The sequence below is a fragment of the Rufibacter sp. LB8 genome (assembly GCF_014876185.1).
GTDB lineage: Bacteria > Bacteroidota > Bacteroidia > Cytophagales > Hymenobacteraceae > Nibribacter.
On sequence record NZ_JADALJ010000001.1, the window covers coordinates 3,110,588 to 3,125,773 of the forward strand.

At 47.0% G+C, this 15,186-nt stretch carries 13 protein-coding genes; 5 read left to right on the forward strand and 8 right to left on the reverse strand.

All coding sequences use genetic code 11. The annotated features are described in order from the left end of the window. The first annotated feature begins 46 nt into the window (after nucleotides 1–46). A complete protein-coding gene (locus tag IMY23_RS13085) occupies nucleotides 47–430 on the forward strand; it encodes a RidA family protein (protein ID WP_192822514.1) in 384 nt (127 codons plus the stop codon). Between the two features lie 253 nt (nucleotides 431–683). Here IMY23_RS13085 and IMY23_RS13090 read toward each other — a convergent pair whose 3' ends face one another. Continuing rightward, entirely contained in the window at nucleotides 684–1,715 is a 1,032-nt protein-coding gene (locus IMY23_RS13090) for a YihY/virulence factor BrkB family protein (RefSeq protein ID WP_192822515.1), read from the reverse strand. A gap of 210 nt (nucleotides 1,716–1,925) precedes the next feature. On the opposite strand from IMY23_RS13090, the gene gltX reads away from it, so the two are divergent. The 3 genes from gltX (at nucleotide 1,926) to IMY23_RS13105 (ending at nucleotide 4,823) form a co-directional block, all read left to right on the forward strand. Further along, complete coding sequence (gltX, locus tag IMY23_RS13095) at nucleotides 1,926–3,461, forward strand: glutamate--tRNA ligase (protein WP_192822516.1); 1,536 nt, start codon at nucleotides 1,926–1,928, stop codon at nucleotides 3,459–3,461. Nucleotides 3,462–3,683: 222 nt separating this feature from the next. Further along, complete coding sequence (locus tag IMY23_RS13100) at nucleotides 3,684–4,046, forward strand: hypothetical protein (RefSeq protein WP_192822517.1); 363 nt, start codon at nucleotides 3,684–3,686, stop codon at nucleotides 4,044–4,046. A gap of 15 nt (nucleotides 4,047–4,061) precedes the next feature. Beyond that, nucleotides 4,062–4,823: a TIGR00266 family protein gene (locus IMY23_RS13105; protein ID WP_192822518.1), complete on the forward strand. Its 762-nt coding sequence runs from the start codon at nucleotides 4,062–4,064 to the stop codon at nucleotides 4,821–4,823. Between the two features lie 120 nt (nucleotides 4,824–4,943). Here the strand turns inward: IMY23_RS13105 and IMY23_RS13110 are convergent, their stop codons facing one another. The 3 genes from IMY23_RS13110 to lptB all read right to left on the reverse strand — a co-directional run bounded on the left by IMY23_RS13110 (nucleotide 4,944) and on the right by lptB (nucleotide 8,201). Further along, nucleotides 4,944–6,428 (reverse strand): GH3 auxin-responsive promoter family protein, encoded by a 1,485-nt coding sequence (locus IMY23_RS13110; RefSeq protein ID WP_192823775.1) that lies wholly within the window; start codon nucleotides 6,426–6,428, stop codon nucleotides 4,944–4,946. A gap of 510 nt (nucleotides 6,429–6,938) precedes the next feature. Beyond that, on the reverse strand, nucleotides 6,939–7,364 hold the full coding sequence (locus tag IMY23_RS13115; RefSeq protein WP_192822519.1) for a hypothetical protein: 426 nt from the start codon (nucleotides 7,362–7,364) through the stop codon (nucleotides 6,939–6,941). A 105-nt stretch (nucleotides 7,365–7,469) separates the two neighbouring features. Next, on the reverse strand, nucleotides 7,470–8,201 hold the full coding sequence (gene lptB / locus IMY23_RS13120) for an LPS export ABC transporter ATP-binding protein (RefSeq protein WP_192822520.1): 732 nt from the start codon (nucleotides 8,199–8,201) through the stop codon (nucleotides 7,470–7,472). 201 nt (nucleotides 8,202–8,402) lie between these two features. Here lptB and IMY23_RS13125 point away from each other — a divergent pair, with 201 nt between their 5' ends. Next, nucleotides 8,403–9,155, forward strand: a complete 753-nt coding sequence (locus IMY23_RS13125) for a glycoside hydrolase family 25 protein (RefSeq protein ID WP_192822521.1) — start codon at nucleotides 8,403–8,405, stop codon at nucleotides 9,153–9,155. A 165-nt stretch (nucleotides 9,156–9,320) separates the two neighbouring features. Here the strand turns inward: IMY23_RS13125 and IMY23_RS13130 are convergent, their stop codons facing one another. The 4 genes from IMY23_RS13130 to IMY23_RS13145 all read right to left on the reverse strand — a co-directional run bounded on the left by IMY23_RS13130 (nucleotide 9,321) and on the right by IMY23_RS13145 (nucleotide 15,184). After that, nucleotides 9,321–10,121 carry a hypothetical protein gene (locus IMY23_RS13130; RefSeq protein ID WP_192822522.1) on the reverse strand — a complete coding sequence of 267 codons (801 nt, stop codon included), beginning with the start codon at nucleotides 10,119–10,121 and terminating at the stop codon, nucleotides 9,321–9,323. A 102-nt stretch (nucleotides 10,122–10,223) separates the two neighbouring features. After that, on the reverse strand, nucleotides 10,224–11,168 hold the full coding sequence (locus tag IMY23_RS13135) for a YafY family protein (protein ID WP_225986503.1): 945 nt from the start codon (nucleotides 11,166–11,168) through the stop codon (nucleotides 10,224–10,226). Beyond that, nucleotides 11,161–13,518: a DUF262 domain-containing protein gene (locus tag IMY23_RS13140; protein ID WP_192822523.1), complete on the reverse strand. Its 2,358-nt coding sequence runs from the start codon at nucleotides 13,516–13,518 to the stop codon at nucleotides 11,161–11,163. The genes IMY23_RS13135 and IMY23_RS13140 overlap by 8 nt, the downstream gene beginning before the upstream one ends. Next, nucleotides 13,505–15,184 (reverse strand): DUF262 domain-containing protein, encoded by a 1,680-nt coding sequence (locus IMY23_RS13145; protein WP_192822524.1) that lies wholly within the window; start codon nucleotides 15,182–15,184, stop codon nucleotides 13,505–13,507. The genes IMY23_RS13140 and IMY23_RS13145 overlap by 14 nt, the downstream gene beginning before the upstream one ends. Nucleotides 15,185–15,186 lie beyond the last annotated feature (2 nt).

The window sequence follows — 15,186 nt, forward strand, 5'->3', positions numbered from 1 at the left end:
TTCTGTACCTTTAAGGGCATAAAGATACTTAATAAACCTCACCGTTATGGCAACCAACATCATAGAAAGCAAATCTGCCCCCGCTCCTATTGGGCCTTACAGCCAGGCCGTGCAGGCGGGCAACACCTTGTACATCTCGGGCCAGATAGCGCTGGACCAAGCCACGGGCAACCTGGTGCAGGATAACATTCAGACCGAAACCCACCAGGTCATGAAAAACCTGCAGTACATTTTACAGGAAGCTGGCTATGACTTCAGCCACGTGGTGAAATGCAGCATTTTTGTGAAAGACTTGGGCAATTTTGCCGCCATTAATGAAACTTACGGCAGCTATTTCACCAACAATCCGCCTGCGCGTGAGACCGTGGAAGTAAGCCGCTTACCGAAGGATGTGAACGTGGAGATTTCTTGCATTGCGGTGAAGTGGTAATGCGCAAATTAGGAAACGTGAAGATGTGCTGATGCGCTAAACACTTCGCCAAAAATAAACAGAACTCTATCTTTGTCATCCTGAAAGGATCTTGGTAGCAAGCTAGATAGGCATTTAGTTACCGCTGCTTTAGTTCGCTACCGAGATCCTTTCAGGATGACAAAGTGAGGGATTACTTACAAAACGCAGATACTTCCGTTTTGGGGCTCGTTTTCAGAAATGGGCCCGAAAACGGGATTCTTCTTTATTGACTTTAAGTTGTTTTTATTTCCTGCTTTTCCTCTGATTGGCCGTCTTTGTTCGCCTTGGGCTCGTTCTCGGCTTCTTTGTCTTTCACGGCTTCGCTGTTAGGCCCAGGTTCTGCGTTCAGAGGGGCGTGGCCTATCTCCAGTTCTTTGTTCACCACCCGCACGGCGTAGGCCGAAGGGAAAATGTCTTTGCCGTAGCGGCGGGCGTACACCAGCGTGAATTGTGCGCCATAGAAGATAATCTGCGAGGTATAAAACACCCAAGTCAGGAGCACAATGATGGACCCAGCCGCGCCGTAAATTCCCCCAATATCGCTGTTGCCCAGGTAAATGCCAATCAGGGTTTTGCCTAAATTGAAAAGCAAGGCCGTCACCAAAGAACCTACCCACACATCTGACCACCTAATTTTGGCATCGGGCAGAAACTTGAAAATAAGGGCGAACAGGAACGTAACCACCGCTGTAGAAACCACTAGGTTTATCAAAGACATGATTTCGAGTACAGATGGGTCCACGCGGTCAGAGAGGAACGTGGTCACAGCCACCAGCGCGGTATGCACCATCAAACTCACCAGCAGCAGAAACACAATGGCCAGAATCATGGCGAAGGACAGCAGTCGGTCAATCAGCAGTTTTACGTATTCGTTGCGCGGCTTCGGCTTTACGCCCCAGATTTGATTCAGAGATTCCTGCAGAGACACAAACACACCCGTAGCACCCACCAGCAAGACAAAAACCCCAATTAAGGTAGCCAAGTTGAAGTCAGCCGATTTGTTGATGCTCTCCACCATCTGCTGCACATCTAGCGCGCCTTGGTTTCCCAGAACTTCCCGAAGCTCGCTGTAGACTTGCCCGCGCACCGCCTCGCGCCCGAAGAACGCGCCCGCCACGTTAATCATGATAATCAAAATAGGCGGCAGCGCGAAAACCGTGTAATAAGCCAGCGCCGCGCCTTTCTGGAACGAGTTGTTGTCCAGGAAATCAAGCCAGGTTTCTTTGATGACGCACCAGGCATCGGTAATCTTAATCTTCGGCATGTGGGCAGTTTTGACCTAATACGTAATGCGCCTGGCAAGTTGCGGAATAGGTTGGGAAACAGGTCATTTCCGGGGAAACTCTTTCAAATTCATACTTATTTCCTCGGCCCACAGCGGGAACACGCACGTTTGTAAGGTTTTAGGGGCAAAAGCTTTACCATGGCGCGTAAAAACCGTAATTTGCACCTCGTTTACAAACCAGACCTGTTCATGGAGAGAGAAGTTCGCGTTCGTTTTGCCCCCAGCCCAACCGGGCCACTGCACATTGGTGGGGTACGCACCGCTTTATATAATTACCTGTTCGCCAAGAAGATGGGCGGCAAAATGCTGCTGCGCATTGAAGACACAGACCAAACCCGCTTTGTGCCCGGCGCTGAGCAATACATATTTGACAGCCTGGCCTGGTGCGGCATCACGCTAGATGAAAGCCCCGTGCACGGTGGAGCGCACGCGCCGTACCGCCAAAGTGAGCGCAAGCCCATGTACATGGACTACGCCCTGCAACTGGTGAACGCCGGCCACGCCTATTACGCCTTTGACACCGCCGAGGAACTAGACGAAATGCGCGAGCGCCTCAAAGCCGCCAAAGTAGCCACCCCGCAGTACAACGCCATCACCCGCGCCACCATGAAAAACTCGCTCACTTTGCCCGAGGACGAAGTGAAGCGCCGGTTAGAGAGTGGAGACCCGTACGTGATTAGATTGAAAGTGCCGCGCAAAGAGGAAATCAGGCTGAAAGACATGATCAGAGGTTGGGTGATGGTACATTCCTCAGCCATTGATGACAAGGTCTTGATGAAGTCTGACGGCATGCCCACCTACCACCTGGCCAACATTGTGGATGACCATTTAATGGAAATCACGCACGTGATTCGCGGTGAAGAGTGGTTGCCCAGCGCGCCCTTGCACGTGTTGCTGTACCGTTATTTTGGGTGGGAAGATACTATGCCAGAATTCGCGCATTTGCCTTTGCTTTTGAAACCAGACGGCAACGGAAAACTAAGCAAGCGCGACGGCGATAAATTGGGCTTCCCCGTGTTCCCCTTAAACTGGGTGGACCCCGTGACCGGCGAGAAGTCCAGCGGCTACCGCGAGGCTGGTTACTTGCCAGATGGTTTCGTGAATTTCCTGGCGTTCCTGGGCTGGAACCCTGGCACGCAGCAGGAAATTTTCTCCATGGACGAACTGATTGAGGCCTTCAGCATTGAGCGCATCGGTAAATCAGGCACTAGGTTTGACATTCAGAAAGCCCGTTGGTACAATGAACAATACCTGCGCGCCAAGCCTGATGCAGAACTAGCCCAATACTTACTGGAGGCGTTACCAGAAGGAATTGACTGCACCCCAGAGCGCGCCGAGAAAATTGTGGGCCTGATGAAAGAGCGCGTGACCTTTCCGCAGGATTTCTGGAAAGAAGCAGCCTATTTCTTTGAAGCACCAACCCAGTACAATGAGCAAGTGGCAGCCAAGAAATGGTCGGCGGCTGGCGCTAACGCGTTTGCCCAGTTCAGAAATGAATTAGGTTCTCTGGCTGAGTTCAACGCTGATTCTGTGAAAGCCTTGTTGCTGCAGATTCTGGAGCAGAACGGCCTCAAAATTGGCCAAGTAATGCAAGCCCTGCGCATTGCCCTAACCGGCGTAGAAGCGGGCCCAGACTTGATGGCGATTATTGAAATCATCGGCCGTGAAGAAACCGAGCAGCGCATTGACGCCGCCATTGCAAAGTTGAGCCAGTACGCCGCGTAAATCAACCTTTCGCCTTTCGGTGATGTTAAATTTTAAAGCCGTTTTGGGGCTCATTTCTAGAAATGAGCCCCAAAACGGCTTTTTCTTTGGGCTTCTGCTAGCGTAAACTTCCGCTGACTTAAACGTTTCTTGGTAATAGGTTTATCCTTACGGCCGCAATTCCCGTTTGTAGTAAAATTGAAAGGCCAGGCATTGCGCGTGGCCACCAAACCACCTACAACTATGGCAAAGAAAAAAGCAGACAAAGGCAAGAAAGAAGAGAAACCCGAGAAAAAAGCCCGCGTGCACCCAGAACTGGAAGGCTTCGAGATTAAAATTAATCCGCTGGGCGATATTTCCTCCAACTTCAACATAGACCAACTCAACTCGTTCCTGGACCGCAACGTGTCTGACAAAAAACTGGTGGGCGACCAGGGCAAAAAGCGCGAAAAAGAGGAAGAAGAGGAATTCCCGATTGAAGAACACGTGGACGAAGAGGAAAATGAGGAAGATTTTTTCAAGGGAAGCGCTAACTTAGGCGATGAAGACGAAGACGTAACTCCCAAAGATGAGGACGTGCCTTCTACCAAACCCAAGAAAAAATAAAACCTCTTTTTACGCATGAGATCACACGAGATTGATTACCGCATTTTTGGCGCTGACATTCAGGTGCTGGAAGTAGAACTGGACCCGCAGGAAACCGTCATAGCAGAGGCCGGCGCCATGGTGTACATGGAAGACGGCATTCAGTTTGAGGCCAAGATGGGCGACGGCTCCAACCCTAGCCAGGGCTTTTTCGGGAAGCTGGTGTCCATGGGCAGCCGCATGATCACCGGCGAGTCTCTGTTCATGACCCATTTCACGCACCGCGGCTACAGCAAGGCCAAAGTGGCGTTCTCGGCGCCTTACCCCGGCACCATCATGCCCATTAACCTGGCAGAATTCCCGCGCGGATTAATTGTGCAGAAAGACGGTTTTTTGGCGGCAGCGCTAGGCACCAAAATAGCCATGCACTTTAACCGAAAGCTGGGCGCAGGCTTCTTCGGGGGCGAAGGCTTTATCATGCAGCGCCTCACCGGCGATGGCCTGGCGTTTATTCATGCGGGCGGAACGGTGGTGGAGCGGCATCTGCACAATGAAACGCTAAGGGTAGACACCGGCTGCGTGGTGGCCTATGAAGAAGGCATTGACTTTGACATTCAGCAGACCGGCGGCTTAAAGTCCATGGTGTTCGGGGGCGAAGGCTTGTTTCTGGCCACGTTGCGCGGCTCCGGCCGGGTCTGGATTCAGTCCATGCCCATCAAGAAACTGATTCAGGCACTTATGCCGAACGGCGGAAACACCAACAAAGAAGGTGGCTTGCTCAGCTCCATGCTGGAGTAGTTTGCCTGCGCTAAAACAAGAAAGCCTCACGTGAACGTGGGGCTTTCTTGTTTTAGAACCAATCCGTTTTCGGGCTCATTTCTGGAAATGAGCCCGAAAACGGATTCTATCTTATACGCCTTACAACTGATTGACCTCCAGAATCTCCTCCAGATACTCTCTGCTATTGGCCAGGCGGGGGACTTTGTGCTGTCCGCCCAGTTTGCCTTTGTGTTCCAGCCATTTCAGGAAAGCACCGGTGGGGGCCACGGTAATCAAGGGCGCGCGCAGGGCCAGGTCGTGCTGGCGTTTGGCGTCATAGTCTGAGTTCACTTCTCTAAGCGTTTGGTCCAGCACGTGGGTGAACTGCTCCAGATTGCTGGGCTGTTGGGAGAATTCAATAATCCATTGGTGGCCGCCTTTGCTTTTGCCTTCAAAATAGATGGGCGCGGCCGTGAAGTTGGTGATGGTGGCATTGGTGGCGGCGCAGGCTTTGGTGATGGCGGCCTCAGCGTTTTCCACCACCACCTCTTCGCCGAAGGCGTTGATGAAATGCTTGGTTCTGCCCGAGATTTTGATGCGGTACGGGCTCAGCGAGGTGAACTTGACGGTATCGCCAATCTTGTAGCGCCACAGCCCGGCGTTGGTGGAAATGACCAGCGCGTAATTCTTGCCCAGTTCCACCTGGTCTAAGGTCAACACTTCAGGCTCAGCTTCATCTACCTGGTCCATCGGGATGAATTCATAGAAAACGCCGTAGTCCAGCATCAGGAGCATCTCATCCAGCAGCTCGGGTTCGTCCTGTATTCCGAAGAAGCCTTCTGAAGCATTGTAGACTTCCAGGTAGCGCATTTTCTCTGAGGGAATCAACTGCCGGAACAACTCGCGGTACGGTCCGAAGGCGACGGCGCCGTGCGTGAAAAGCTCTAAATTAGGCCACACTTCCGTGATGTCTTTTTTGCCAGTGGTTTCCAGAATGCGGTTCAATAAAACGTAGGTCCAGGTGGGCACGCCGGAGAGCGCGGTCACGTTTTCCTTCACGCAGATTTCCACCATCTTCTGGATTTTCTCTTCCCAGGTGTCCATCAAAGCCACTTTGAGCGGCGGCGTGCGCATGGCCTCGGCCCACAACGGCAAATTCTGCATAATCACCGCCGAAATGTCGCCGCAGCGCGTGTTGCCGTTGAACTCGTTGGGGTGATGGCTTCCGCCAATGGAAAGCGCTTTGCCGGAGAACACCTTGGCGTCTGGGAAATTATTGGCGTAGATGGAGAGCATGTCTTTGCCGCCTTTGTAATGACAATCTTCCAGCGCCTCTGGGGTAACCGGAATGAATTTGCTGCGGGCGTTGGTGGTGCCTGAGGACTTCGCGAACCATTCTACTTTGCTGGGCCACAGCACGTTCTGCTCGCCGCGCATGACGCGTTCAATCTGCGGGTACAAATCTTCATAAGTTGATAACGGCACCCGCTCCTGGAATTCCTTCACGCTCAACTGGTCTGCGTAGCCGTACTGCTTGCCCCAAGCGGTGTTTTTGGCGGTGTTGATCAGGTTGGAGAAAACTTCCTGCTGCACGTCATGCGGGTATTTCCGGAAGAGGTCTATCTGGTGAAACCGCTTTTTCATGACCCAAGACACAATAGAATTGATAATCTCCACGCGTTGGTTGTTAGTTTTTAGTTGTTTTAATCCTTTAGGTTGTCAGTTGAAAGCTAGTAGTAATTCAGGTTCCACTAAATACTCTACTCAACCGCTGACATCGTCTAAACATCTGCTCCATCTCTACCGACTTCTAATTCTTTCCTTTTCCTCCTCTCCCCTTTTGTCATCCTGAAAGGACCTTGTGGACAAGCTAGAAAAGCTGTTATGCTATAGATGACTTTCCGTTTTTGGGCTCAATTCTTAAAATGAAGCCAAAAACGGAAACCAATTTAGCTAATCATAACCTTTGCACCCATACGTGTGAATCTTAGGTCAAGTTAGAGAATACCGATGAACATCGGCCTGTCTAGTTCGCCCACAAGGTCCTTTCAGGATGACAGAGTGGGCATAAAGTAAGTGGCAAAACGAGAGCTATTAACGTACTGCGCTTACCGGCAGAGGCTGGCATTCAGGTATTGGTAGCCAAAGTTCTTTTTAGCTTTTTCTCTTAAATAGAATGAACTGGTTTAAAGTTGGGCCAAAGTAGTTTTTGTCGAGCGATATTGTTCTGATGTCCAGTTCTATTCTGTCCTTTATTGGGTCGTCACATTGTCCGTCCCAGCAACAGTATAATTCTAAATCTTCATTTTCAGTCCGCTTATTTATGAACTCTAGTAGTTTAGTAGGTGACTTTTTGTTGTCCTGCTCTTCAGGGTTATTAAACTCTTCAGAGTCGAACACTAAGCCACAAGAGCAATTTGTGTCTGAACCAACATAATATAAGAAAGGGTTTTTGAACTTTGGTCGAATACCTTTTTCTTTCTCTTCCGAAAGTTCTTCAAAATAGATGTCTGTTTCATTGGGCACAAATTTGCCAACATCTTGCTTTTCAGTCGTGCCTATATAAATGGAATAACACATCTATTATATTTCTTTGAATTTTGGCTAACTAATAGCTAATTAGACTTTAAAAATCTGTCATCACGAAGTGTTAACAGAAAAGTCTACTTGACAATCAGCAATTTATTAGACCTTCCTTTTCAGTTCGAAGTGCTTGCCCAGGTACACGCGGCGGACTTGTTCATCGGCGGCGAGTTCTTCAGCGGTGCCGGATTTCAGGATTTTTCCTTCAAACAAGAGATACGCGCGGTCTACAATGGAGAGGGTTTCGTTCACGTTGTGGTCGGTGATTAAGATGCCGATGTTTTTGGTCTTGAGTTTGGCCACAATTGTCTGGATTTCTTCCACGGCAATGGGGTCTACGCCGGCAAACGGTTCATCTAGCAAGACAAAGCTGGGGTCAACGGCCAGGGCGCGGGCAATCTCGGTACGGCGGCGTTCTCCGCCGGAAAGGACCACGCCTTTGTTATTGCGCACGTGCGTGAGCGAAAATTCTTCCAGCAGTTCCTCTACTTTTTCCTGGCGTTCGGCTTTGGTTTTATTGGTCATCTCCAGCACGGCCAGAATGTTCTCCTCCACGGTCAAATCCCGGAACACAGAGGCCTCTTGCGCCAGGTAGCCCACGCCTTTCTTGGCGCGGCGGTACATGGGCAGGGCCGTGATGTCTTCCTGGTCCAGGAAAATCTTGCCCGCGTTGGGTTTCACCAGGCCCACAATCATGTAGAAAGAGGTGGTTTTTCCGGCGCCATTGGGGCCCAGCAAGCCTACAATCTCGCCTTGGTTCACCTCCACACTCACATCGTTCACCACGGTGCGGGTCTTATATTTCTTGAATAAACTCTCTGCGCGTAAAATCATGATGTGCTAAAATTAGGCAATAAGTAGCAATTGTTCTACTCTAACGCAGAAGCAGGCGGCTACGCATATAGTCACTTTTGGGTTACCTAGTTCTTGGTATTTTTTCAACAACTTGCTATAATCCTTCCGGGTAAATTTGCAGATGCAATAGGTTCCGCGTAACTTTCTCATAATCAGCTTGAGTACATCTAGTTATCTACTATGAGTTCATTTTACAGGACAGCAGTGAGGGGAGTGAAAGCGGCGGTGTTGCTAACTGTTTGCTGTCTGGTGCTTCCCAGCGCCAAATTGAATACTACGTCATACCTGCACGGCATTGACGTGTCACGTTACCAGCAGCATGTGAACTGGGAACACGTGAAAGACGCTGACATTGCCTTCGCGTTCATGAAAGCCACTGAAGGCGATTTCCTCAAAGACCCTTTCTTCGCCAAAAACTGGGAAAGCTCCCGCAAGCACGGCATCAAGCGCGGCGCCTACCATTTCTTCCTGCCCTGGGTTTCGGCGGAAAGCCAGATAGCCCATTTCAAATCTGTGGTGGACCTGCAGCCTGGTGATTTAGCTCCGGTGCTGGACGTGGAAACCTTCGCGCATGATGTACCAGACGCTTTGGCCCGCCAGCGCATTAAAGCCTGGCTTGTCGGCATTGAGGCCCATTACGGCGTAAAACCCATCATTTACACCTACCAAGGCTTTTACGACAAGAAACTACGCGGCCATTTCAAAGGCTACCATTTCTGGATTGCCCGCTACAAAAACGAAGAACCCAACCTGCACCCCACCGACAAGATGGCGTTCTGGCAATATTCTGAGAAAGGCACCGTGAAAGGCATTGCCTTACCAGTAGACGTGAACTGGTTCTACGGCGACATCAATGACCTGAACTCGCTGTGTCTGCAGAAAAAACCTGCTTCTCCTTCTGATGAAGTAATAGCCCAGAAAGAAACGCTTTAGGCTCCATTTCAGAAAATGAGCCCAAAAATGGAAATTGTCCATGACTGATTGTCTTCCGTTGGATTTCTACTCATGCCCATATTAAAACGCCCGGCTCTTCTTGGGAAAAGCCGGGCGTTTTTGCCTTCGTTTCAAGAAATGAGCCCTAAAACGGCGGCTTTACGTTTATTGCGTGGCCAGCAGGAACACCTCAATGTCTTGGTCAAGCACCTCTGCCAGGCCGTGCCCGAAGATGACTTCGCAGTCATCGCCGCAGGCATCCTGAATCAGGTCTGTTATCTGGGTTAATTCTTCCATCTCCAGTTCTGTGGTAGGGCCTGAGAAAATATTCAAGAGAACCCTGGCCGAATTTTCTAGCTGTTCCTTGCGCATGAAAGGATATGAGATAGCCTGAGTAGCTGCTTCCATAGCGCGGTCTGCACCAGAGGCCTGGCCTATGCCCACAAATGAGTAGCCCGTTCCCCTGAGCACGGTTTTTACATCTTCAAAGTCAATAGACACGTCTGCTTTGTGCGCATCTAAGGCAAGGTCTGTGAGGTGGGTGATTACTTTATAGATAGCCTGCAGGGTGGCAGGGGCAGGATTGGCCTGGGGCAGGCCTGTTGCCGGAAGCACTATCATGGCATCTGCGGCGGCAGCGGCCACTTCTCTGTTCCCGCGCAGCGTGCCATTGGTTGCGGCTCCATTCCCCAAAGGCTCAAGCGTGACAACAACAGTGAAGGTATTGGGGTCCCGTTGCCCTCTGCCCAGAACCTTGGCAAGTTTCTCCTGGCCTGCCTCCTGCCAATCGGCAAGTATGAACAGGACTTCTTCTGCTGGGTCTTCTGTGGCGCCGGTTTCGCGTTCAGTAGGCCAGGCATCTAATAACAGTTCTACACCCGGTGCGCCTTTAGCTAACAGATATGCTTGCACCGCCCGCCCGAAGGCACCGACGGGCAAGGCAGATATTTTTATGGGAGTGTGCATGGTGGTTCTTTTTTATGTAGATGGGAATTTGGGGAAAAGCGCGGCCAGCCAAGGCACGTAAGAACATGCCTGTTAGTTATGGGCGCAGAAGGCAATTGGATTTTATTGGTAATTGGCGAGCGCCTCAGAATATGTTTGTTTGAGTTCCTTCTGCAGACTGGCGGGTTGCAGTACGGTTACCTCGGCACCTAAAGACTTGAGCTCCATCACAAAATCATGGGTTACGCAGAGGTACAGTTTTATGCGCAGTTCGTCCTCAGAGTCCAAGAGCACCTGCTGGCTTTTATGCAGCGGCAGGGTCTTCACATATTTGCCCTGGAAAGGGTCTAGCGACAAGATAACCTCCTCTGGTTCCTGCCCGTGGTCTGGGCTTATAATCCCGAAGCAGTGGCGGTAGGTTTCCTCTGGGTTGAAAGGCGCTGTCACCCTGAACACTTGGCTGGTAATCTGCAGATTAGAAAGCCTGTCTAGTGCGAAGCTCTTCACCCGCCGGTCTTTCTGGTCTCTGGCCAGCACGTACCACCGGTTTCTGAACTCTTTGAGCGCATACGGCTCTGCCGTGCGTTGGCTCACATGGTCTTCCCAGAACTTGTGGTAGGTAAACGTAATCAATAGCCTGTTTTTAATGGCGTGCAGCAACCCGTGCAGGTTTTCTGTGCCCTGTGGGCGGCGTTTCTCCACCTGTACGTACGGCGCGCCCTCCTGGGCCCCGTGCAGGGAACTGAACAAGTCAAAGGCTTCTAACATGCGCTGGAAATTCAGGTCATCCGCCTCGGTCTGGAGCAGGGCATAGCCTTTTTCCTTCTTGTCATAGGCAATCTCTACCCCAAACAGGTTCCTGATGTCTTTGATATCGCGCACCATGGTCCGCTCAGAAACGCCAATCTGGAGCGTGTCATCGCGGTGCTGTAAATAGGCCACCTCCCGCTCCACGTACCGCTGCAACTCAGCCAAGGTCACGTAGGGCGTGGCCTTGAGCTTTTTGATGATAAGCAGGTAGCGGGAGATGAAGCCTTTTTTGGACATGGGGTGGGTTAATTTAGCCAATTTCTTGGGTTGATTCTATTTCTTCAACTATAGATTCCAATAATGAACTGCTTTTAATAAAAGTGTCGAAAAAACTGCAAACCTCTATAATTTGACCTTCAGTTCTATTTTCTTTCTTCCGAATAGTCTCTATCTTCTTCATTAACTCAAAATAATCTGGATAGATATATTTGCTCCCTGCTTTATGAAAAGCAAGAGTTATATTTCCGAACCGGAATCTAAGATCTTCAGAAACCGACTCGTTAAATAACCTAAAACCTATTTGCTTTAAATCTTGCGGAACATTCAATCTTTTCTCCTTATTAAGGCTCACCTCAAAATACATTAACACAAATATTATTGACAATGCATGTGAATACGACCCCCAATCTTTAAGCCTTTCATTTTCAAATTCCTCAAAACTGAATTTATCTATTGTCTTTTTACTAGTATTTAAAAGATCATTCTTAAATAAAACACTATCATTTAAATCTTTATTGTATATAGTATAAATAAATATATTACGGTTAATATTTTCTAGAAGAGCACCCCAATTACCCTCTAATAGCTGTTCCCAAATAGGAAAGAACCAATCTTTGGTATGCAAATCCTTCCTATTTTCTTGAATGCATCTAAACCATCCGTACTCACTAGTATAAAAATCATTTGAATCGTAATCACAACATAGCCTGAATAAATAATATTGGTTTTTAAGTAAGTTATTACTTGGCTGCTGCTTAATAGAAATAAATTGGCAATAGGTAACAAAATACAATTGAAGCTCTTTTACGCAAAACACCTTTTCTACATCTAACTGATATCCGTTCTTTCTATTAGTTACTTTTAATAAGGGGGTTAAGTCTCCCATAAAATGGGTATGATCCTCCCATTCTTCCAATATTTCTCTATCAGTTTCTTTTAACTTATCTTTTATGACTTCTTCATCATTATACCAAACCCTTACCTGTATATCCTGTATCTTTTTTATACTTTCTAGTTCATTGAAAGTTAAAATATTTGTCAGATTTTTTAGTCCCTTTGCTACACATGTGTTTATTATCTCTATAATATAACGCCAGTCAACGTAATTCCCTTTTCTACCATTCCTTATAGAGTCATAGTAATTCTTTCTGAGCCTCCGCAAGAATTGATAGACATCATTTTCGCCCTGACTCACAATTGTCATAAAATGCAAAAGTGGTAGTAGTATCTTCTGCTGTTCTTGTTTCTCAGTTTTAGGAAAGTCCCTTAAATATTTAATTATAGACTTATCCGATGTTATGTCTAGAGTATTTCGGCTTACGGAATTTAAAACTAACCTAATCTTTTCAGATTCTTTTACCAGCATTAAGAGTTCCTTAAACGACTGAAAGTATATCTCCAGCGATCCTAGATCAGAGCTATTTATGCCTTTGAGGGATTTAATATCCTCTGTTTTGGTTTTAATCTTTAGAAACCAAGTAAGGAATTCGTTTAATCCTAAATCTGCTGTACTCTCAATTTTTATTCTATTCCTCCAAAAAAATGTCTCCCATTCTTCCCAAATCTTACTATATCCTTCTCTTTCTCTTACATCTTTTATTCCTCCTATCAATGCGGGTTTTAAGTTTTCTGTAGCTGTGAGAGGCTCTCCAGTGGTGTTAATGACTACAAAAGTCTCTTCGCCATTTAGGCGGGAGCCCATGTCATAATAAAGGAATTTTAATTTTGAAGAGATGAATTCCCCAAAGGCTAAGTAGTCGTTTATTTCTTTCAGTTTTCCTTCAATTATAGCTAAAGCACTAATAATGCTCTGAATGCTGGGATCTGCGTCATATTCTGCGAAATACCATACTTGTTTTTTGATTTCAACTGCTTTATGGTTGTTATCTCTGATAAAATATTTATTCACAAGATCATCCAGAAAATATAATGTGCTTTCCCGAATGGCGTATTGTAGAAAAGGTTCTGCCTCGCTAAGGCTATCATCATCCTCTATTTCTTCCTTTCCTGCTTTGTACTCATCCTTAATTAAATATTTCCTGAACGCCTGCCCCGTCTGTTGGTTAAGGACACCTAATAGCAAGTAAAGGGTCGTCAATCGTTGCTGCCCATCACACAGCTGAATATGGTTGACAGGGTGCTCATAAGCATATAACAAGCCAAGCAACTGGTCTTCTTTGCCTGCATCTGTGGCATTAGACATTTCAATAAGACTATCCACAAAGCCAGACACTAACTCAACTTGGTTCTTCTTATTATTACCGTGTGCCTTGTCTCCCCAACAGTAATCACGTTGCAGGTCAGGAATAACAATTTTCTTGTTTCCACTGAATAGCTCGGCTATTGAATAATTTTCCCCACTTACCATTCTTGTATTAATTAAGGCCATAATAATTCTTAAACTCTGTAAGGAATTGTGTTTTATTGTTCGCTATGTCTGAAGGGCCCCAATCGTGAGTTAAGTCAAGCATTGCGTTTTTATCGTCTGCTTTTCCAAAAGTCTTTGAGAACACCTGTAGCGTGTGCATTAATAATGATCCCCTCTTTATTTTTTCAAATAATATTTCCTTTTTTTCTTTGAATGGCTTGTTGCTGAGCGCGGAGTTAATATATCCTTCAAGCAACACCAAGTTGCCTATACAGTGCATAGATAAAGTTTTATCAAGTATAGTACCAGAATAATGCTCAGGGAGGCTACCTTTTGACTGAGACCAAATATGTTCGAGGCTTTTATTTGTATAGGCACTAAAATCGAATTTTCTATTGCCTAATTTTAACACATTCAGCCTTAACAGCTGCTTATAAGCATCTCCTGTAGCAACATTGTAAACATCTGGCCCAGATAGAAGATTATGGACTACCTCAGCTGCTTCCTTTTTCCTCTTAGCCAAATCGCTTTCTTCACTTATGTCTACATTAAGCAGTAGCCACTTTGCATACTCTTGAAAATCTTGTTTTGACCTTGAGTTTTGTGATGCAAATTTTAGAAAGCTTAAGATTGATTTTTCTTTATCAGAACTTGATTGCAGAACAAGCCCTAAACTGTTATACGTGATAGGATCGTTATACCAGTCTTCAAAAGCCTTTTGCAAGTTCCTTAATCCAGCGAATGTCTTCTTAGCCTTATCTTTTTTTTGTAAAAAGGCATTCTTGAAGTTGTCAAATGTAAATTCTTGGTCTTGAATCTTAGAAAGAAAATATATTCTTTCAAGCCGCACTACAGAATCCTCATTAGATGTAAAAAAAATCCTTATCTCTTTCCTGTTCCACCAGTATTGCCATTTGTCCCATTCACGGGCATATTTGCTCCTGAGCGCATTTATGTCCCATTCCATGGCGAAGGTGCCGCTTATGGCAGCAAGAGCATCGTCAACAGTGGCTGGAATTGTGGCGTTCTCTGCCTCTGGCGGCAGTGAGATGAGACGTAACAGTTCAGCTTTTATCAATTCACCATCTTTCATGTTAGCCTTATGGCCGTTCATCATGGTAAAAGTTCTAATTGCTTTTGATTCAGGAATAACGATGTACAGGAGATGCACTTGGTGCAATACGTATTGATTAAACCTACTAAGGAAACCCGCTGTTTGATCGTCCTTATCATCTAGTTCATCCTTTATGGTTCTTAGCGCCTTTTTGAAATAATAGATATCTTGGTAATCCTCTTCTGGATTGTCAGCCTCTACTAATTGCTCTTGGCTTTTGCCGACTAATCCCCTCAAAAAGGTTTCTGACTTTTCCCTGATTTGATATTCTATAGTAAGCTTCCTAAGGGTTGTACATTGGAGATAACACAAGAGCAGAAATAGCGTGGTGGTGCGCTGCTGCCCATCAATCAATACTATCCCTCTGTCTGTCTCAGATACGGTCACACCCTGTAAGAAGTACTGTGGCTTTTTTATTGAAAAAGCATCTAATAGACTTCCCATCAATACTCCCACCGCGCATTTATCTTTCTCAGGAACGCCCCATTTATAGCCGCGCTGGTAATTGGGGATAATGAATTTCTTGCCTAATGAAAGATATTCCCCTACTGTCTTAAAATTACTCTTTGCCATCT